The organism is Geotalea uraniireducens Rf4 (assembly GCF_000016745.1).
GTDB lineage: Bacteria > Desulfobacterota > Desulfuromonadia > Geobacterales > Geobacteraceae > Geotalea > Geotalea uraniireducens.
The window spans coordinates 352,844-373,064 of record NC_009483.1 but is presented as its reverse complement, the minus strand read 5'-3'; the positions used below and the strand labels follow the sequence as shown (position 1 = coordinate 373,064).

Below are 20,221 nucleotides of genomic sequence, written 5' to 3'. Positions count from 1 at the left end.
CCCCCAAGTTCACCAAAAAAATATCGTGAGGCCAGGATTATGATTCGAAAAGTGAGTGGAGCATTTACCGGTGGTGCCATTGGAGGGTTGGTCGATAGCATCAACATCACGATTTTAGGCAAGATAGGAATAAGTGACCTTTTGGGAGTCAGTATGAAGCCGGAATTTACCGCCCCCTGGCTTTATCAGCGAATGGTCTGGGGTGGCATATGGATGCTTTTGTTACTTCTTCCCTTGTGGAAAAATCGAACTATTCTCCGTGGATGCCTATTCAGTCTATTGCCATCTGCCATGATGCTCTTCATGGTCTTGCCAAATATGGGTAAAGGCCTTCTCGGTCTTGGCTTTGGGACTCTGACACCGATGGTCGTCATCGGCTTGAATTTCATTTACGGCATCGTTGCAGCCTATTGGTATAAGGCAACAGTGGAAACCGCCTGACTAGTGGCAGCACGGGAGAAATGGCTCTTTCTATGCCACAAGCCTAATAACAATCCGGAAAGGTGAACGAAAAGTTGTCATTTCGGGTATTTTAAGATATCCTTACTGTAAGGAGGTAAGGATAATGCTAGCAAAGAAAACCGCCAAAAACCAATTAACCCTGCCGAAGGAAATCGCCGACAAATTTCCAGGAGTCGATCTATTCGACGCAAAGGTGGAACGGAACCGGATAGTCCTGGTGCCGGTTAAGGTGACGCCGATCGCCACATCTTTGGAAAGCATCAGAGAAAAGATGGAGAAACTCGGAATTACTGAAGGGGATGTAGCTAACGCTGTTGCATGGGCACGGAAGAAGAGCCGGTGAAGCAGGTTATCCTCGATACCAACGTGCTCGTTTCCGCCCTTCTTTTCAAGGGACGCCTGACCAGACTTGTCGAACTCTGGCAGAACGGCCTCATCATTCCGGTTATTTCCAGGGAAACATTTACAGAGTTACGGCAGGTGCTCCACTACCCGAAGTTTGCGCTGACCGCGGACGAGATAAAGGCGATCATAGAGGACGAAATTCTCCCCTTTTTCGATGTGGTGGATGTGGCGGAAAATGCGGACGGCGTCTGTCGCGACCCGTACGATGACATGTTTCTTGCCGTTGCCGTCAGTGCTCAAGCATCCTATATCGTGACCGGCGACAAGGATCTGCTGGCGCTGGAAAGCTATGGTGCGGCAAAAATCGTTTCGCCGCAGGAGTTTCTGGAAAAGATCGACAATTAGCCGATATTCAACATGAAAATCAGAACAATCCCCGTAAGTTCGATGCCCAATCTTTGCTATCCCCTGCATGCTTAAATGCACCGCTGCGCTCTTGCCGCCTCCTCTGTATCAATATTATTGACATCCCATACTCTTTATCGGTAATGTGTTTAATCTAATTTGTTATAAATAATTTTCTTCCCAAGAGTGCACAGGTGCTCTCGGCGACGGAGGATTGTATGCAGTCATGCAGATGGATCCATCATCGTTTTTCTCTGTTTCTTTTGCTGCTGGCAATGCTCTGTCCCGTTTCGGCCCATGCCGTCCTTGAACGGGAACAGGTCGATTCCCCAATAAAGACAAAGAGCGCGGGGGAGGGGGCGAAGGATCTGTCTGGGAAGAACGACCACAAGCCAAAGCGTAAGGAAGATGAACTGATCGTCAAGTTCAAAAGCAGCACCGATGATCAGGCCAGACAGAAGAGCCACGCCAAGTTTGGTGCGACAAAGAAAAAGGAGTTTCCTCATCTTCGCATCCATCATGTGAAGCTGAAAAAGGGGATGACGGTCGAGGAAGCGATCCGGGAATACGCGCAGGACCCCAATGTGGAATATGCCGAGCCAAATTTCATCTATACTGCGGAAGCACTTCCCGATGACAGCCGCTTCAGCGAGCTGTGGGGCATGCACAACACCGGTCAGACCGGAGGGACGCCCAGTGCGGATATTCATGCCGTTGATGCCTGGAACATCACCACAGGGAGCACGGATGTGGTCGTCGCGGTTATCGATACCGGGATCGATTACAACCACAGTGAATTGGCAGACAACATCTGGAAAAATCCTGAAGAAATAGCTGGAAATCTGATCGATGATGACGCCAATGGCTATCCTGACGACATATATGGGATAGATACGTTCAATCACTTCAGCTGGCCCTTTGACGACAACGGCCATGGCACCCATGTCGCCGGCACCATCGGCGCAGTCGGCAATAACGGCATCGGTGTTGCCGGAGTGAACTGGAACGTACAGATCGTCACGTGCAAGTTCCTCAACGCCGGCGGCAGCGGTGACACATCAGGCGCGGTGGAGTGTCTCGAATATATACGAGGGCTGAAGGCTAAAGGTGTGAACATAGTTGCCACCAGCAACAGCTGGGGGGGAGGAGACTATTCTCAGGCGCTCTACGATGCCATCAATGCCCAGAGGGATATTCTCTTCATCGCCGCAGCCGGCAACGATGGAGCCGATTTGACTACTAACGGATGGAACCATTATCCTTCAGGCTATGAATTGCCCAATATAATTTCGGTGGCTGCCACCGATCATAATGACAACAAGGCGGTCTTTTCCAATTACGGCAGGAGGAGTGTGGATATCAGCGCCCCGGGCGTCAAGATCCTCAGCACACTGCCGGCACAGAACAAATGGAATATCACCGGTGGCTATGGTCTGCTTTCCGGCACATCCATGGCCACTCCCCATGTCACGGGGGTTGCCGCCCTGCTCAAGGCCCAAGACCCAGGGCGGGACTGGATTGCCATAAAAAACCTCCTCCTGGCGGGTGGGGACAACGTGTCGAGTATGTACGAGCGGACGGTTACCGGCAAGCGGCTCAACGCCAATGGCTCACTGTCCTGCAACAACAGTCCGGTCTTTTCCGCTCTCAGCCTGCCAACAACAATTACCGCGGGAACTCCGGTGACGGTTTCCGCACTGAGCATCAATTGTGACCTGCCCGTTGGCCCCGTGGTGATGCGGGCCTCCACGGGAGAGGTCATAACCCTTGCCGACGATGGAACCGGCGCCGATCTTGCCGCCGGAGACGGGATATTCACTGGAACATGGACTCCCAAAGGGTCCAAGGCCATACTGCTTTTTTCCTCTCCGGCGGGGCAGGACACGGTGGAATATCCTACCTTTGCCATTGCCGGATACACGGCAAATGCCGCCTTGAGCGCCCCATACAGCGACAGCGTACCAGTCTCAGGCTATCCCCCCTATGGCTGGTCCATCATTTCGGGAAGTCTCCCTCCCGGAATAACTTTAGATGCATCAACTGGTCAGTTTTCCGGTTCCTCCGCCCAACCTGGCATCTATCCCTTCACGCTGCAGGCAGCAGATGTCTACGGGGCAAAGGCTTTAAAGGACCTATCGATCTCTGTCTACCCTGCCGGCATCTCCGAGGCCTGGCACAACATCGCATATCCCGGCATCGACATCTCATCCGACAGTTTCAGGGTAGGGAAAATGACTGACGTTGCCTTTGACGCTGACGGCAACAGTTATGTCATTCGCCAGGGATTTGGACAGGATTACGACTTTTTCCTGGTCAAATACAGCCCCGCCGGCCAGGAGCTGTGGTCGAGGAAATACAGCCAGGGTACGTATGATCAACCGGCAGCAGTCACCGTTGACAGGGATGGTTACGTTTACGTGGGAGGTTTTACCGCACCAAACTGCCAATCCTGCATACTGGAAACGGAGTATTTTCTCGTCAAGTATGATCCTGATGGCGAGATCGTCTGGACAAGGAAACACCCTGGAAATATAGTCTATGACATTACCAGCGATGCCAATGGCAATATCTACATGGTCGGATCTCCTGACGACGGGGGTTATCTCACAGTCAAGTACGATGCGGCCGGCAATGAGCTCTGGAGCACGCTGCTACAACCTGGCACGCTCCCCTATCTATGGAACCCATACATCACCGTTGACACCACCGGTAATGTCTACATAACCGGCTACAGGGAAACCCTGGATTATCCTGTTGATACCCCCCTCATCAAGTATGACGCCTCGGGCAATTTGCAATGGTACAAAGCTTTTAAAGGCAACCAGGAGGAGGCGGGGCAGGATATTGCAGTTGACGCAAACGGGGACGTCTATGTGACCGGCTGGCTGCTCGGCTCCCCTCCGACGCTTTTTCTCAGGAAATTCAGTGCCAACGGCGACCCCATCTGGATGAAAACCTATCCAGCAGGGGTCGGCACCAAGGGGTACGGCCTTGCCGTTGATAAAAACAACTCCATTCATGTCATTGGCAGCATACAGAGCACCCCCTATGCCGGCTATGATTACCTTATCCTCAAGTATGACCCATCGGGCAACAGGCTATGGGCCATAACCTATGATGGTGGCGTAACAGAGGCAGGGGAGCGGCTGGCACTGGATGCTTTAGGCAATCTGATGCTTACCGGCAGCGGAGACAACGGGTGGGGAGCGTTTACGATCAAGCTCAATGATGCGAATGCCTTTGCCATTACCACCGCTTCCCTCCCCGCCGGGGCATCGGGCACTGCCTACAATGCGGCCCTGTCAGTCAAAGGTGGAACGGCGCCCTACACCTGGTCCATAGCATCCGGCACTCTGCCCTCAGGCCTGGCCATCGATCCCTCAAGCGGCGCAATTTCCGGGACACCAACTGGCAGGGGGGACACCATGGTCGAGGTCAGGGTTGCCGACAGCACCGGAAAGATCGCAACAAGGCTCCTCATGATGCAGGTTATGGGCATCGACGATACCTCCCTTAATCCGGTGATCATCGGGGTCGCTTTCAACCAGCTCATCACCGGCGGGGGAGGGATCGCTCCCTATTCCTGGGGCATTGCATCAGGCAGCCTTCCCTCCGGCCTTTCCCTGGAAAGCTCGGCGGACGGGTCCGCCCGCATCAAAGGGACCGCCAATGGAATCGGCAATTACAGCTTTACAATGAGCCTCCAGGACAGTGCCGGCAAAACGGCCTTGAGGCCGATGACACTTTCGGTCGTTGCCCCCCCGTGTGTCGCATCGCAGGTGCGTATTGCGCGAACACCTCTTCTCTATTTTGATGCGATCCAGTCAGCAGCTGACGCAGCCGCTGACTCCGAAGTTCTTCAACTGCAGGGGGTAGAGACCTTCGGAAACATCACGATCAACAGGGGCATCCCCCTTGCCCTGAAAGGGGGCTATGACTGTTACTTTGCCGACAACTCGGGATACACCACAGTGCATGGCAGTCTGGTCGTGGGCAATGGAACCGTTGAGTTGGACAACATCATCCTGGCCCAATGACGAAGTCTTCCATGACGAACCGGACAAAAAAGCCGCGCCACCCCGAAATGGGGAGCACGGCTTTTCCATTCTTCCATTCACCATAGACCATCAACTGCCGACCGCTTCACTACCACTCTTCCTCCGCCTGCCCCCAGAGATTGCGGGCGATCTCGTCCAAGAGCGCCGGTATCCCCTCGCCGGTGGCGGCGGAGATGGGGAAGACCTTCAGGCCGCGCTCCTCGAAATAGGGGAGAACGGTTGCCAGGTTTTCTTTTACCACGGGGAGGTCGATCTTGTTGATAACGATAATCTGCTTCTTTTCTGCCAGTTCAGGATTGAATAGTGCCAGTTCCCGGTTGATCGCCTCGTATTCGCGGAGCGGATCGCGGTCGGGCATCCAGGAGATATCGAGGATATGAATCAGCTGGCCGGTCCGCTCCAGGTGCTTGAGGAAACGGTGCCCGAGACCTGCTCCCTCGTGGGCCCCTTCGATGAGGCCGGGAATGTCTGCCATGACGAACGATTTGTAGTTCTTGTACGCTACTACACCCAGATTCGGCTTGAGGGTGGTGAAGTGGTAGTCGGCAATCTTCGGCCGCGCCGCGGAAATCTTGGATATCAGGGATGATTTCCCGACACTGGGCATGCCGAGCAGCCCCACATCGGCCATCAGCTTCAGCTCCAGCCTGAGCCACCGCTCTTCGCCGGGCTCACCCGGCTGGGCAAACTTGGGCGCCTTGTTGGTGGAGCTGGCAAAGCGGGCATTACCCTGGCCGCCGCGGCCACCCTTCAGGAGCACCACCGACATGCCCGGCTCATTCAGGTCGACAAGCACCTCGTCGGTTTCAGCATCCTTGATCACCGTGCCAACCGGCAGGAGCATTTTCAAGTCCGCACCATAGGCGCCGTGACGATCCTTCCCCATACCGTTCCTGCCGCGCCCCGCCTTCTGATGCGGGTGCTGGCGCAGATCGAGGAGGGTGGAGAGATTCGGGGAAGCCTCAACAATCACATTCCCCCCTTTGCCTCCATCACCGCCGTCAGGACCACCCAAGGGAATAAACTTTTCCCGGCGGAAGGAGACGCAACCGGCGCCGCCATCCCCTGATTTCACATGGATTTTCACTTCATCGATAAAACTCATAACTGTCCCCAAATAAATAAACAACAAAAGCCCGGAACCAAAGGTTCCAGGCTTTCGCATGTGCTTATATCAGCAATTGCTAGTTGGCGGGGTAAACGGAAACCTTTTTCCGGTCGCGTCCCATCCGCTCGAACTTCACCACACCCTCGATAAGGGCAAAGAGGGTATAGTCCCGCCCTAAACCGACGTTGTTGCCGGGATGGATCTTGGTGCCATGCTGACGGTAGATGATATTGCCGGCTTTGACATGCTCGCCGCCGAATTTTTTACAGCCAAGCCTTTGGCCGTCTGAATCGCGGCCGTTCCTGGTACTGCCGACGCCTTTTTTATGTGCCATTTTCTACTCCTCCTAACGGCTCCGTCCGGTTCCAGCTGCCTGCAACCGAGCTGGAAGTTTTCTACGTGCCGTCCTCTAATTATTTCTTAGGCGTTGATCTTCTCGATCTTCAAAATGGTTCTGAGTTGACGGTGCCCGTTAAGTTTCCTGGAATCTTTCCGGCGCTTGGATTTGAAGACGAGAATCTTCTTGTCCTTGCCCTGCTCGACAATCTTGCCGACCACAGAGGCGCTGGGCACTAAAGGTGTTCCGATTGCTACCTTATCGCCGCCAACCATCAGGACTTCAGAGAGTTCAACAGTATCGCCTACCGCACCCTCAAGTTTTTCGACTTTTAAAAAGTCGCCTTCGGAAACTTTATATTGTTTCCCTCCGGTTCTCACTACTGCGTACATGTACTTTCACCACCTTTATCCTGATTTTACAAAGAGCATTGAAAAATAGCGAAAAACAACTTATAAGTCAAGGACTTTTTTCAACACCCCTTAACCGAGGTCCACCATAATATCGTCACCCTGAACCTGTACCGGATAGACCTTCAGGGTATATTCCGGAAAATCCGCGCAGGCGCCGGTCTTAAGATTGAATCGATAGCCGTGCCGCTGGCAGGAGAGGTGTTCCGCATCCTTTACCAGTGCGCCGGAAAGGGGTGCGCCCTGGTGGGGGCATTCGGTCTCGCAGGCATAGATTATCCCTTTGGCGTTGACCAGCAATATCTCCTGGCCGTTGATGCTGACGACCTTTTTCCCCCAGGGTGGAACCTCGGAAACCTTCGCGGCAAATATCATTGCATTCCTCCAAACAGTTATACGTCAGACCGTAACTATTTTCACCGCATGGGCAGCCTGTTCCGCCCTCTTGCGCGCTTCGTCCGTATCCGTCCCGAGGGATAGCGCCACCCCCATGCGGCGGCCGGGACGGGCATCCGGCTTGCCGAACAGACGAAGCTTGGTGTCAGGCACCGACAACGCCTCGGCCAGACCGTCGAATGCAACTTCCGCAACGGTCGCATCGGCCAGGATGACGTGGGAAGCGGCCGGGGCGAGGTTGACCACTTCCGGCACCGGCAGCCCGAGGATGGCTCGCACATGGAGCTCGAACTCCGACATGTTCTGGGACACCATGGTCACCATGCCGGTGTCGTGGGGACGGGGCGAAACCTCGCTGAACCAGACCCGGTCACCCTTGATGAACAGCTCGACGCCGAAGATGCCGAAGCCCCCCAGGGCATCGGTGACCGCCTTGGCCTGTCGTTCGGCTTCCGCCAATACCTGGGGGGTCATTGCCATCGGCTGCCACGATTCATGATAATCGCCCTTGATCTGCACATGGCCGATAGGCGGGCAGAAACGGGTCCCGTCGCTGTAGCGCACCGTCAGCAGGGTGATCTCGTAGTCAAAGGGGATGAACTCCTCGATGATGACCTTGTCCGACGCGCCCCGCGCCCCTTCCATGGCATAGGTCCAGGCCCGTTCCAGGTCGGCTGCATCGCGCACGACGCTCTGACCCTTGCCGGAAGAACTCATGATCGGCTTCACCACGCAGGGAAGGCCGATGCGCTCCACGCCGGCACTGAACTCTTCCATTGAAGTGGCAAAAAGGTATTGCGCCGTAGGGAGCCCCAGCTCTTCGGCGGCAAGCCGCCTGATCCCTTCGCGGTTCATGGTCAGGTTCGTGGCGCGGGCCGTGGGAATGACGGCGAAACCTTCCTTTTCCAGCTCCAGCAGGTATGGCGTATTGATCGCCTCGATCTCAGGCACGATGTAATCGGGACGCTCCAGGCGGATCACCCGCGAAAGTTCTTCCCGATCGAGCATGTTGACCACATGGCTTCGGTGGGCCACCTGCATGGCCGGCGCATTCGGGTAGCGGTCCACGGCAATTACCTCGACACCGAGCCGCTGGGCTTCTATGACCACTTCCTTCCCCAGCTCGCCGGAACCGAGCAGCATAATACGTGTAGCATTATTCTTCAGAGGGGTCCCAATCATATGCTCTCCTTGAATACAGAAAACCTTTGAACCGCGAAGGCGCAAAGGGCCTAAAGCGCAAAGTGCGCGAAGAACTCGAAAAAGATCATGTTTTCTCTGCGTTCCTGGCGTTTTAGGCCCTTTGGGTCCTTTGCGGTTCAGGGGTGTTTAATTTATCTAACTGATGGCGATCTCGAACTGCTCCTGGTGAAAGCCCGGCTTGGCCCGGACCGTGATCCGTTTCTTGAAATTCTTTTCCAGCTCCTCAAGTCCGCGCCGTTCCTCGTCGTAGAGGAGGTCGGCGACCTGGGGATGGACCGTGAGCATGATCTTGCTGCCGCGGATGTCGAGCATCTCCCGTCGCAGCTCGCGGAATATTTCGTGACAGACCGTGGTCTTCGACTTGACGTATCCCCGCCCTTCGCAGTACGGACACGGCTCGCACATCATCCGGCCGATGCTCTCCCTGACCCGTTTTCTCGTCATCTCCACCAGGCCGAGCTCGGATATCTTCAGGATGTTGGTCTTGGACTTGTCCGACTTGACCGCCTCTTCGAGGGCGGTAAAGACCTTTTCCCGATTGACCTCTTTCTCCATGTCGATGAAGTCGATGATGATAATGCCGCCCAGGTTCCGCAGCCGCAACTGATAGGCGATCTCCTTCACCGCCTCCAGGTTGGTCTTGAGGATGGTGTCTTCCAGGTTGTGCTTGCCGACGAAACGGCCGGTGTTGACGTCGATGGCGGTGAGCGCCTCGGTCTGCTCGATGATGATGTAACCGCCCGATTTGAGCCAGACCTTGCGCCCCAGCGCCCGGCTGATCTCCACTTCAAGGCCGAAGTGGTCGAAGATCGGCTCCTCCTCGTCGTAGAGCTCAATGGAGTACTTCATTTTCGGCATGAAGGTGCTGATGAACTGGACAATCCTGTCGTATTCCGGCTTGAAGTCGACGACGATCCGCTCCACCGACTCGGTGAGGATGTCCCGCACCACCTTCTGGGTGACATCCAGGTCGGAATGGATCAGGCTCGGGGCGCTGGCCTTATCCTTGCGCTTCACCACCTCATCCCAGAGCTTGGTCAGGTAATGGAGGTCGGAAACAAGATCTTCCTCGCTTTTCCCTTCCGAGACGGTACGGACGATGAAGCCACCGCCTGGCGGCTTGATCCGGTCAACGATCTCCTTGAGGCGCTCCCGCTCCGCTTCATCCTCGATGCGGCGGGAAATACCCACATGGTCGACGGTCGGCATATATACCAGGTGCCTGCCGGGTAGGGAGATATGGGCGGTGATGCGGGCGCCCTTGGTGCCGATCGGCTCTTTCGAGATCTGCACCAGGAGTTCCTGGCCTTCCTGGAGGAGTTCCTCAATGGGATGGAGGGGGTGAATCACCGGCTCTTCCCCCTCTGCCGGCTCGTCTTTCTTACCGTTGCCATCCATGAACGATTCATACTCATCCATGGCGTCAAAGACGTCGGCAACGTAGAGGAAAGCCGCTTTCTCCAGGCCGATGTCGACAAAGGCGGCCTGCATCCCCGGCAGAACCCTGATGACCCGACCCTTGTAAATGTTGCCCACGATCCCCTTGACCCGGCTCCGCTCAATATAGAGTTCGGCAATGGTGCCGTTCTCGATAAGGGCGATGCGGGTTTCGTGGGACGTGGTGTTGATGACCAGTTCGTTACCCATGATTACCTCATTGTATTATGCAAGTATAATTGATATGTACTGTTTGTCTCGGAAGTCAATCGGCGCCGGCAACAGTTCGCCCTTCGCCGCTTCTGAAATTGACTTCAAGCTTCTCGATTTTCGCACCGGCGAGCGCATCAGCCGGCAGACCGGTGACGGCTGCAACAAATTCCAACGGTTTGCCGCGCCGGACCTCCATCTCCAGGCAGTCAGCTGAAGCGGTAAGGCTAACCGTTTCATGTCGCAAGTCGAAAGCCACGACCTTACCCTTCTTTTCCCGGCGATGGGGGTATGTGTCAAGGGCAAGGAAGCGCTCCACCTGGCCGGGGAGATCCTGCCCCGCACCGGGCGGCAGAATGACGCGATAACGCACGCTTTCCATGATAACCGATAGTGATTCACTGTTCAACATTATTGCATGGGACTCAAGGACACGCACACCTTCGGGCAGCACCTGGTTGAGCGCCTCCTTCAGCCTCTCCGCGCCGAAACCTGCGTTCAACTCCATATCCATGTATTCGGCCCACGATTCCACGCCTACCGACAGCGCCGTGGCAAAGGAAAATTTGGGGTGGGGATGAAACCCCTGGGAATAGCGGATCGGTACCCGGGCTCTGCCGATAGCCCTGATGAACAGGTTGAGCATCTCCAGGTGGCTCAGGAAGCGCATCCGGCCGATTTTCTGAAACCGGAGCCGGATGCGCTCCGCCTCCACCGGCTGCCCTGATTCCGTCACGGGTGCGCCACCACAGGTCTCTTCGGCCCCATTGAGCCTCATCCGTATCATTTCAAAATCGCAGACGCCGCATCCCGAGCAGACACCGCTGCGGCAGTCCGGCGTATAGGAGCTGACAGCAGACTTCTCCAACTCCGAACGGAGAAACTCCCTGCTGACGCCGCTCTCAAGGTGGTCCCAGGGAAGAACCTCCTCAAGGTCACGACGGCGATGATAGAAGAGCGGATCAATGGCCGTTGCGGCAAATGCCTGCTGCCACCTGGAAAAGCTGAAATGCTCGCCCCAGCCGTCGAAACGGCACCCCAGCCGTCGTGCTTCGATCAGCACCCGACCGAGTCGCCGGTCACCACGTGCAAAGACCCCCTCCATTACGGACAAGGGGGCATCCTGCCACTTGAAATTCAGCTTGCGCTTTTTCAGCTCCAGGCGCAGAAACTGCTGCTTTTCGAGAATTTCCTCGTAACTGATCTGCGGTTCCCATTGGAATGGCGTATGGGGCTTCGGCACAAAGCTGCTGACCGCCACATTGACCTCACCGCCGGCGCCGGTCCGCTTCCCCTGGAATTTAACCTGTTTGGCCAGTTCAGCAATGCCAAGCACATCATCCATGGTTTCCGTCGGCAGACCGATCATGAAATAGAGCTTGATCAGCCGCCAGCCGGCACTGTAGACCTCAAAAGCGGTATTCAGCAGGTCCGTCTCGGTTATCCCCTTATTGATAACCTGGCGCAGCCGCTCGCTGCCGGCTTCAGGGGCAAGGGTAAAGCCGGTCTTCCTGACCTTCTTTATCTCCTCCACGATCTCCGGGGTGAGGCTCCCCACCCGCAGGGATGGCAAAGAAACGGCAATACGCTCCTTGGCATACCGCTCCATGAGTTCCTTGAGCAGCGGAGTAAGGCAGCCGTAATCTCCGGTTGAAAGGGAAAGAAGCGATACTTCATCGTAACCGGTGTTACGCAGGGTCTCCTCGATCTTGGCCAGAATCTGCTCCGGCGTCCGTTCGCGCACTGGACGGTAAATATACCCCGCCTGGCAGAAGCGGCAGCCGCGGGTACAGCCGCGGGCTACCTCCATGCTCACCCGGTCGTGAACCGTCTTCAGGAAGGGAACAACCGGAGCGCCCGGGTAGTCAATCCCATTCAGGTCAGCGGCGATCCGCCTCCTGACCTTTACATAGCCCGGCTTGAGCGGCCTGAGCGTCTCGATCCGCCCGGACGCGTCATAGTCAACAGAGAAAAAAGACGGAATATAGACCCCGTCAATCTTTGCCAGCCGCTCAAGGAGTTCCTCCTTCGTGGACTTAACACGTTTCCATTCGCGGTAAACGACTGCAATTTCCGTTACCGCTTCTTCTCCGTCTCCCAGGAGGAAGGCATCGAAAAAATCGGCCAACGGCTCCGGGTTGCATGCACAGGGGCCGCCGCCAATGACGAGTGGGAATCCTTCGCCCCGTTCCGAGGCCAGGAGAGGAATGCCGGCCAATTCCAGCATGTTGAGGATATTGGTGTAGGAAAGTTCATACTGGAGGGTAAAACCGAGGATGTCCACCCGGGAAAGAGGGACTGAACTTTCCAGGGTGGCAAGGGATATGCCGTTGCTGCGATGCAGGGCTTCCATGTCAGGCCAGGGGGCGTAAACACGCTCAGCAGCCAGCCAATCGATTTCGTTCAGAATAGCATAGAGTATCCTGAAACCCAGGTGACTCATGCCGACTTCATATACATCCGGGAACGCCAGGACAAACCGCACATCGGCCCGCTCCTTGACTATCGCCCCCATTTCCCCGCCCATGTAGCGAGCTGGCTTTTCAACTGACAGCAAATAATCGTTTTGCAAAAAATCCCCCATAAAAATAAAGGTCCTGACGGAAGTTCGCCGCCACGACCCGGTAGATAGTAACAAATTTTGCCAACAGCTGGCAAGGTATTATCCCGGCCCTACCGCCATTGACTGCCATCAGCCCACTGATGACATTGCGCCCGGTTCATCGTCAGCAAATCCACCCTCACGGTCCCGCCCGCAATACCCCATATGAGGCATACACTGGATGATTTCGGGTCAGAGTATTCGATTAACTGCAGCTCACATGCATAATAGCTTGCTTTTCCAACCAGTTACATGCACCAACAATGATGGCACGGTATCTGCTATGAATGAAGTCATCATACATTTTTTTAAAGGAGATTTACCATGAAAAAAGTTCTGTCCTCAATCGTTGCTGCTCTCGTTGCTGTTGCTTTCGCTGGTGTTGTTTTCGCTGCTGAGCCTGCAAAAACCGAAGCTCCTGCTGCTCCTGCTGCCGGCGAAGTGAAGAAAGAAGAAAAAGCTCCTGTTAAGAAAGCAAAAAAAGCAAAAAAAGCAAAAAAAGCAAAAAAAGCTGAGAAAAAAGAAGAAGTTAAGCCTGCTGAAGCAGCTCCTGCTGCGAAGTAATTCGCACTTCCAATGCTGACGAAAAAGCCGCATCCTCGGATGCGGCTTTTTTATTGTCTGCAGTTCGTTAACTTTACCGTTTCCGGTGCACCACTAAACCGTCACCGGCAGATTACTCTTTTTGCCAGACAAAAGCCGGGTCAAAAATGGGGTCATAGAAACCGGGATAGGCAACGAAAAAGGTGGCCGCCTCAGCAACCCCCGACACCGTCCTGACCAGAGTCATCCCTATCCCTTTCAGCGGCCCGATAGTAATCCCCTTTGCCACCCCATCCTCTTTAAACGTCAGATATATCTGTTTGGGAAGCTCCAGCCAACCGGTGGTTGTGTTGGCAATGCCACGAGCTGCTTTGGTGGCCATGGCATCCACAACCTCCTGCGGCGATGCATTTTCAAGGGTGCGATAGTCATCCGCCCAAGCCCTATCCTGCACCCCCGAAACAAGGATTCCGTACAAGAGCGCAACCACACAGAAAAACGGCTTAACTGACATGCTACTCTCCCTTTTTAACGCCCGATTCAGGCTCTTTCGCCTTGCGCGATTCTACCCGTTTTTCTTCCCAGCCATTCCAGACATATTCCGGGTCGATTATCGGGTCGTAGTAACCGGGCTGCGGCACCAAGAAAAATACCGTTTCGACGGCGCCCATCAGCGTCCGGTAGATAGCCATGCCAAACCCCTTGATCGGCCCGACCACATAACCAATATTCCCCCGGTCACGGATTGTCAGGTAAGACTGCTTTGGGATTTCAGCAATACCGGTTGTCACATTGGTGACACCACGCACGAGCTTGAACGCCATCTTTTCGGCAATGGCTTCGGACTGCTGAGCTTCCTGGGCAAACGAGGGAATGGTGAAAAGGCAAAGTAGTACAAGGGGTAAAATGACAGCAAATATCCGCATTGCAACTCCTTTCTGACCATAAGTACTTGAATAGATTTTATCTTATTAACACAAATATACTGCGCTGGCAAGCCAACTCTCTTTGGACTTCAGTCGAACAGCAACTTTTCCCCCGGTAGAAATCGGGCAAATTTCTTGTGCAACTGCTTCAGCTTATCCATGTAGTAATCGGTATTCTCGTCGGGATGGGCCGGGTCGTAGTCCGCTATGGGCCGGCAGTTTTCGTAGGCAGTCACCCCTTTTCTCCGGCCGCTGATGTAGTAGCTTATCTGGTCGCCGGCCCTGAATTCCCGTGGCGACTTGGTGGCTATCTCATACGCCGCTGCCGGATTACGCTTCCCCGCCCGAACCTTTTCCCGATAAACGGCCAGCGACTCGCCGAGCGTTTCGCTCTTTGCCAGCCAGGAGATGCCGAATTCGTGGTCGCGCAGCTTTTGCGTGTAATCCCGGTATACCGCCTCCACCTTCGCCCCTTCGCCGGCAAGAAGCAGCCTGATGATCTCTTCCATGAACGCCCGCAGGTATTTTTCTATACCCCTGGATCTGAGGCCGCTACCTTTGACGGTCATTTTCCCATCGTATCCCAGCAGGGCGTAGTTCTTGATCTTGTAGGAAAACATGGCCCGGTATCGCCCGTCCAGTTCCACCTCGATGCCTCCGGGGAGCGACTGCGACAATTCGCGCACCAGCAGTTCCTCCTTTTCAGCCGTTGCAACGACGGAGGGGGGGATGAAATATATGCCGTCCGTATCCACCTCCACGGGTTGCGCACCCCGTTCAAGCAGCCAGGCAAGCATGGTCTTGATAGTCTCCCGTCCCAGCCTGGTCACTTCGGCTGCGAGGGCGACATCGGAGAAATTGTGCAGCGGAGAGCCGAGGTAGCCGTAAAAAGAGTTTATCAGGACCTTGAAGGCCTGCTGCAGCGCCTGGTAATAGTCGCGCCGAAATGGATCTGCCCCTGTCCTGGCCAGCCGCTTGGCCGTCAACCTGAACTCGCGCAACTCCTTCAATAAAGGAAGAAACAGGGACAGGCTATCGTGGGCAGGCGTAAGCTGATAAGAGATAAGGATCGACGGGTAGAGGGAAGCCACGTCGCAATGGACGATGGGACCGACCACCCCGTACTCGAGCACATCGGTATACCCCCCCTCGAAGCTGCCGCCTGCACCTGACTTCGGGATCGCTACCCCCTGCCGCAGGTATTCCCTGAGGAACAGGGCATTTATTTTTGTGGCGTTCCCCCGAATCAGGCAGTTCTGATACGAATAGGGGAACATGCTGGTCTGGAGAAAATAGGAGTGGGAGAGGAGGCGGGAAAGAGCGAGGGTTTCCCGGACGTCGTCCAGGTTATACCGCGCCAGAGAATCGGGGTCGGTGTCAAAACGGCGGCTGATTTGATTCCCCTCGATGTAGACGCGGTCCGGCGCGGCAAGGCCGAAATGGCGGGCAGCGGCTTTCAGCCCATAGCTCTCCATCTCCCTGGCACTGATGTCATAGATGAGAAGGAGGAAATAGGTGTCGATGATGTGGCGGCCGAAGATGTCCCAGCGTGGATAATCGATGGTTCGTTCGGCAATGGAGAAGCGGGACGGGTGGACACGCGGCTCGCTGCCGTCCCTCCCCCAGCAGAGACCGACCCGGTGGCGTTCCGCCCGCACCCGGATGTACTCCAGATCGAAGCGGAAGATGTTGTGCCCTTCGATGACATCCGGGTCCCGTTCCCGGATTATCTCTGAAAGCCTTTCCAGCATGGTCGCTTCCGTCATGTCGTGACCGTTCAGTACTTCCGCATAGCCGTTTTCATCCATTACGGCAATGGAGATGATCCGGTCTTCCTCCCGCTGCGGGTTGGAAAATTCAAACCCCTCGGCGCAGTAGGTCTCGATATCAAGGGCCAGCCGGCCGATGCTAGTGAAATCAGTCCCCTTGAACAGGGTCTTGCCGCTTTTCAACAGGTGCTGATGAACCGGATCCGACAGATAGAGGTAGGGAACATCACGGGATGATGGCGTTTTGCCGCTCTTTTTCGCAAGAAAGTCCCGGGCAGCCATGCAGTCGCGCCAGCTGCCGAATTCCGCCATGTATTTGTACTCGCCGCTGCCGGTCAGAGATTTAATCGTGTGACCGCCGGGAAACCCGGCAAGGAGAGCCGGCTGTTCGACGAGAATGAAGGGATGAAAAGGGTCGTCACGAAAGAAAACCCCGTTTTTGCGGCGGATGAAGAGACGGATGAAGCGCCCGGCAAGTTCCGCCGCCACAATACCTTCGGTCTTGTCTGCACCGAACAGGATCTCGTTATCACCCAGATGCAGCTCATCCATTGCCGAACCCCTGGCTATAAATGAGAACGGCGCGGTTAATTAACTCGCGCCGTTCTCTTATGCCTGCAGGATGCCTTACTTGCCGTGCTTTGCCAGGTAGGCCGCCACACCTTCCGTCGAGGCTTTCATCGCCTCTTCCCCTTCCTGCCAGTTGGCCGGACAGACTTCACCGCCATGGGTTTCGACAAACTGGAGCGCATCAACCATGCGCAGTGCCTCGTTGACGCTCCGTCCGAGTGGCAGGTCATTGATGACTGCGTGGCGCACCTTGCCGTGGGGGTCGATGAGGAACAGGCCGCGCAGGGCCACCGACTCGTTAAAGAGAATGCCGTAGGACCTGGCAATCGCCTTGTTCAGGTCCTGCACCAGCGGGTACTGGATATTGCCGATGCCGCCGTTTTCGACCGGCGTGTTCTTCCAGGCGAGATGGGTAAATTTCGAGTCGACGGAAACGCCTATCACCTCGCAGTTCTTTGCCTTGAAATCCCCCAGACGCTTATTGAAAGCAAGGATCTCGGACGGGCAGACAAAGGTGAAATCAAGGGGATAGAAAAACAGGACCACATACTTGCCACGGTAGTTGGAGAGCTTGATCTCGGCAAAACTGTTGTCCGGCATAGCCGCTTCAGCGGTAAAATCAGGGGCTTCCTGGGTAACAAGAGTACAAATGCTCATAACTCGGTATCTCCTTTGTATAGGTAAGTAAATAACATCTGATGAAAAAATACCAGCCGATACCCCTCTTGTCAATCAAAAAAGATAAATATTATCCTTTTTATCTTGTTGTCAAATTTTTACGTTTCTTTCTAAAATACTTCCCCGCGAATGCCGATGGTAACCTCCCTGAACGGAATATCCTTGCCGCCGGCAGCCAGGGCCTGGCGGGCAGCCATGACTATTCCGCCGCAACAGGGGACTTCCATGCGCAGCACCGTTATGCTCTTGATGGAGGATACGCGAAACAGTTCCGTCAGTTTTTCCGTGTAGAACCGATTATCGTCAAGTTTCGGACAACCGATGACCACCGCCTTTCCCGCCAGGAAATCCCGGTGATAATCAGCATAGGCGAACGGGACGCAATCAGCGGTGATCAGCAGGTCGGCATTCTGAAAATAAGGGGCACTGGTCGGCACAAGGCTCAACTGTACCGGCCACTGACCGAGCTGACTCTGGTGGTTTGCCGGTATTTCATCATTCAAACTTCGTTGCGGCGACGCAAAGGACATGGCACTGGAGCCGGGGCAACCGCCGTGATTCGCATGATGCTGCACTGCCGCGACCGTTTCCTGCCGGCTCTCCTGCAAGTGCGTCTCTACAGCTGTCTCGTCAAATTCGTCCGCCTCGCGCTCAATTATATTGATGGCGTTCTGCGGACATTCACCGAGGCACGCTCCCAGCCCGTCGCACAGGTTATCGGCGGACAACTCCGCCTTGCCGTTGACGATTTTTATTGCCCCTTCGGCACACGAGGGGACACAGAGACCGCAACCATCACATTTTTCCTGGTCGATCTGGACGATTTTTCTGATCATTTCTACTCTCCTTGCATTTATATTTCCGGTTATTCGCAATATCCAAAGTTAGTGAAGCACCATAAACGGCACTAGAAGAAATAGTGCCACAACAAGTCCAGCCTCCCCCGAAGGATCAGGCGTTTGCCTGAAAAAGCCATGACTTGACGGATTTTCCCCCGGTATCCCTTGCTGTAGCAATGAATCTGGCAATGCTTGCAGGACGGTTTCGGGTCGAGCGGACATTTGCGCCGTTTCTCCAGGGCATAGTCCACAAGCGCAGCACACTCTCCACAGAGGCATACATCTTTCATGAACCGCGACCTGAGTTCCCCGGGAAGCCCGACTGCTGTCCTGGCCACCTCTTTTCCGTGCTTTGACCGGCAGAATATCTGCACGAAGCTTATCAGCACCTTCAGATCCTTTGTCTGTTTTCCGGTAAATTGTTCCATGGCTGCATCCTAGCTGATATTTCCTGCCCGGGACATGACAAAAGTCAAAAAGTATGGATTGCCTCACACTCTGTCGCTTTGCCTTTATCCTGCAGATGTGATAGGGTAATAACCTATGAAAACGGCCAAACCTTTGATAATCCCACGTGCCAACCACCCCATCTCGCGCCGCTGGCTGAGCCCAAACGCCGTGAAAGTGCTTTATCGGCTCAAGGACAACGGCTTTACCGCCTACCTGGTCGGTGGTGGTGTGCGCGATCTGTTACTAGGCAGGGAACCCAAGGACTTCGATATCGTCACCGACGCCACCCCGGGCCAGATCAAAAGGATGTTCCGCAACTGCCGGCTGATCGGCCGCCGCTTCCGGCTCGCCCACCTGCATTTCCATGACGAGATCATAGAGGTAGCAACATTCCGCTCTGCATCGCAGGATGAACCGTGCGCAGAGGAGCAGGGACCTGCTCCCGGAGAAATCACTGAGCCGGGAGCCAGAATGCGCCCTCCTCGCCTGCTCAAAAGTGAAGACGGCATGGTGTTGCGGGACAACATCTTCGGCACCCCGGAAGAGGATGCCATTCGCCGCGACTTCACCGTCAACGCGCTCTGTTACAATATTGACGATTTCTCCATCATAGATTACGTCGGGGGAATGGAAGACCTGAACCGCGGTGTCGTCCGCACCATCGGCGATCCGTTGGTGCGGTTCACCGAGGACCCGGTGCGCATGATTCGCGCCGTGCGCTTTGCCGCCATGCTAGGCTTTGAAGTCGAGAAGGCGACCTGGCAGACGATCCTCGACCTGAGCGCCACGATCACCAAGGCGGCGCCGCCGCGGCTCTACGAAGAAGTCTTGAAGCTTTTCCTCATGGGAGCAGGAGAGAAGACCTACCAGCTCCTGCGGCAGAGCGGGCTCTTTGCCGCCCTCTTTCCCCATTTCAACGACTGGCTCGCCCGGGAAAGCGACGGGGTTCCCCACACCTGGATCAGCCGGGCCCTTGACCTGGTTGACAGCCGCATCCAGGCCGGGGATAAGGTTTCTCCCCAGCTGCTCCTGGCCCTCATGTTCGGCCAGTACCTCCAGGAAAAAGCAACGTGGTTCAGGCAAGCCGGGGCACCGCCGCAACAGGCGGTAAACATGGCGGTTGCCGAATTCATGGGAGAGCTGGCCCCAACGGTGCTCGTCCCCAACAAATTGGGAATACTGATCCGCGACATACTGGCGAGCCAGCATCGCTTCCAGAAGATACCGGGGCGACATGCCGAAACTTTCGCCGGCAGAGCCGGTTTCCGTGATGCGTTGGATTATCTGCGCTTCGTCTGTGACGTGAGCGACGAACAGGGTAAGATCGTAGCCTGGTGGGAACGTTTTCTACAAGAACCACATCTGGCCCAACCAGAAGAACGGTCTGAAGAACCTCCGCGCAGACATAAGCGACGCCGACGCAAAAGAGGAAAGAAGCAAACAGGTGAGTCTGCCTGATCAGCCTGTAATGCC

At 55.3% G+C, this 20,221-nt stretch carries 19 protein-coding genes; 6 read left to right on the top strand and 13 right to left on the bottom strand.

What is annotated here, in order from left to right; genetic code table 11:
- The first annotated feature begins 39 nt into the window (after positions 1-39).
- From GURA_RS01590 to GURA_RS22550, 4 genes are all read left to right on the top strand, one after another.
- On the top strand, positions 40-441 hold the full coding sequence (locus tag GURA_RS01590) for a hypothetical protein (protein WP_011937253.1): 402 nt from the start codon (positions 40-42) through the stop codon (positions 439-441).
- Between the two features lie 124 nt (positions 442-565).
- Positions 566-805: an AbrB family transcriptional regulator gene (locus GURA_RS01585; protein WP_011937252.1), complete on the top strand. Its 240-nt coding sequence runs from the start codon at positions 566-568 to the stop codon at positions 803-805.
- The gene (locus tag GURA_RS01580; RefSeq protein ID WP_041245655.1) at positions 802-1,212 is read left to right on the top strand and encodes a putative toxin-antitoxin system toxin component, PIN family; all 411 of its coding nucleotides are present in this window, start codon (positions 802-804) and stop codon (positions 1,210-1,212) included. The genes GURA_RS01585 and GURA_RS01580 overlap by 4 nt, the downstream gene beginning before the upstream one ends.
- A 218-nt stretch (positions 1,213-1,430) precedes the next feature.
- Positions 1,431-5,249, top strand: coding sequence for a S8 family serine peptidase (locus tag GURA_RS22550; protein ID WP_011937250.1), 3,819 nt, complete (start codon positions 1,431-1,433; stop codon positions 5,247-5,249).
- Positions 5,250-5,358: 109 nt separating this feature from the next.
- Here GURA_RS22550 and obgE read toward each other — a convergent pair whose 3' ends face one another.
- The 7 genes from obgE to GURA_RS01540 form a co-directional block, all read right to left on the bottom strand.
- Positions 5,359-6,375, bottom strand: coding sequence for a GTPase ObgE (gene obgE / locus GURA_RS01570; protein ID WP_011937249.1), 1,017 nt, complete (start codon positions 6,373-6,375; stop codon positions 5,359-5,361).
- A gap of 79 nt (positions 6,376-6,454) precedes the next feature.
- A complete protein-coding gene (rpmA, locus tag GURA_RS01565) occupies positions 6,455-6,712 on the bottom strand; it encodes a 50S ribosomal protein L27 (protein ID WP_011937248.1) in 258 nt (85 codons plus the stop codon).
- A gap of 86 nt (positions 6,713-6,798) precedes the next feature.
- Positions 6,799-7,107: a 50S ribosomal protein L21 gene (gene rplU / locus GURA_RS01560; RefSeq protein WP_011937247.1), complete on the bottom strand. Its 309-nt coding sequence runs from the start codon at positions 7,105-7,107 to the stop codon at positions 6,799-6,801.
- 90 nt (positions 7,108-7,197) lie between these two features.
- On the bottom strand, positions 7,198-7,500 hold the full coding sequence (locus tag GURA_RS01555) for a Rieske (2Fe-2S) protein (RefSeq protein ID WP_011937246.1): 303 nt from the start codon (positions 7,498-7,500) through the stop codon (positions 7,198-7,200).
- A 24-nt stretch (positions 7,501-7,524) separates the two neighbouring features.
- Positions 7,525-8,703 carry a formate-dependent phosphoribosylglycinamide formyltransferase gene (gene purT, locus GURA_RS01550; RefSeq protein ID WP_011937245.1) on the bottom strand — a complete coding sequence of 393 codons (1,179 nt, stop codon included), beginning with the start codon at positions 8,701-8,703 and terminating at the stop codon, positions 7,525-7,527.
- A 156-nt stretch (positions 8,704-8,859) separates the two neighbouring features.
- Positions 8,860-10,371 (bottom strand): ribonuclease G, encoded by a 1,512-nt coding sequence (gene rng / locus GURA_RS01545; RefSeq protein WP_011937244.1) that lies wholly within the window; start codon positions 10,369-10,371, stop codon positions 8,860-8,862.
- 55 nt (positions 10,372-10,426) lie between these two features.
- A complete protein-coding gene (locus GURA_RS01540; protein WP_041245653.1) occupies positions 10,427-12,943 on the bottom strand; it encodes a TIGR03960 family B12-binding radical SAM protein in 2,517 nt (838 codons plus the stop codon).
- A gap of 354 nt (positions 12,944-13,297) precedes the next feature.
- Between GURA_RS01540 and GURA_RS01535 the strand changes: the two genes are divergently transcribed.
- Complete coding sequence (locus GURA_RS01535) at positions 13,298-13,537, top strand: hypothetical protein (protein WP_011937242.1); 240 nt, start codon at positions 13,298-13,300, stop codon at positions 13,535-13,537.
- Between the two features lie 112 nt (positions 13,538-13,649).
- Here the strand turns inward: GURA_RS01535 and GURA_RS01530 are convergent, their stop codons facing one another.
- From GURA_RS01530 to GURA_RS01505, 6 genes are all read right to left on the bottom strand, one after another.
- Positions 13,650-14,030, bottom strand: a complete 381-nt coding sequence (locus GURA_RS01530; protein ID WP_011937241.1) for an exosortase system-associated protein, TIGR04073 family — start codon at positions 14,028-14,030, stop codon at positions 13,650-13,652.
- A gap of 1 nt (position 14,031) precedes the next feature.
- Entirely contained in the window at positions 14,032-14,442 is a 411-nt protein-coding gene (locus tag GURA_RS01525) for an exosortase system-associated protein, TIGR04073 family (protein WP_011937240.1), read from the bottom strand.
- A gap of 89 nt (positions 14,443-14,531) precedes the next feature.
- Complete coding sequence (locus GURA_RS01520; protein ID WP_011937239.1) at positions 14,532-16,763, bottom strand: DNA polymerase domain-containing protein; 2,232 nt, start codon at positions 16,761-16,763, stop codon at positions 14,532-14,534.
- 75 nt (positions 16,764-16,838) lie between these two features.
- Positions 16,839-17,438 carry a peroxiredoxin gene (locus GURA_RS01515; RefSeq protein WP_011937238.1) on the bottom strand — a complete coding sequence of 200 codons (600 nt, stop codon included), beginning with the start codon at positions 17,436-17,438 and terminating at the stop codon, positions 16,839-16,841.
- A gap of 131 nt (positions 17,439-17,569) precedes the next feature.
- Positions 17,570-18,295, bottom strand: coding sequence for an ATP-binding protein (locus GURA_RS01510; RefSeq protein ID WP_011937237.1), 726 nt, complete (start codon positions 18,293-18,295; stop codon positions 17,570-17,572).
- 71 nt (positions 18,296-18,366) lie between these two features.
- Positions 18,367-18,726, bottom strand: coding sequence for a nitrous oxide-stimulated promoter family protein (locus GURA_RS01505; RefSeq protein WP_011937236.1), 360 nt, complete (start codon positions 18,724-18,726; stop codon positions 18,367-18,369).
- 115 nt (positions 18,727-18,841) lie between these two features.
- On the opposite strand from GURA_RS01505, the gene pcnB reads away from it, so the two are divergent.
- Positions 18,842-20,206 carry a polynucleotide adenylyltransferase PcnB gene (pcnB, locus tag GURA_RS01500; protein ID WP_011937235.1) on the top strand — a complete coding sequence of 455 codons (1,365 nt, stop codon included), beginning with the start codon at positions 18,842-18,844 and terminating at the stop codon, positions 20,204-20,206.
- Positions 20,207-20,221: the final 15 nt, after the last annotated feature.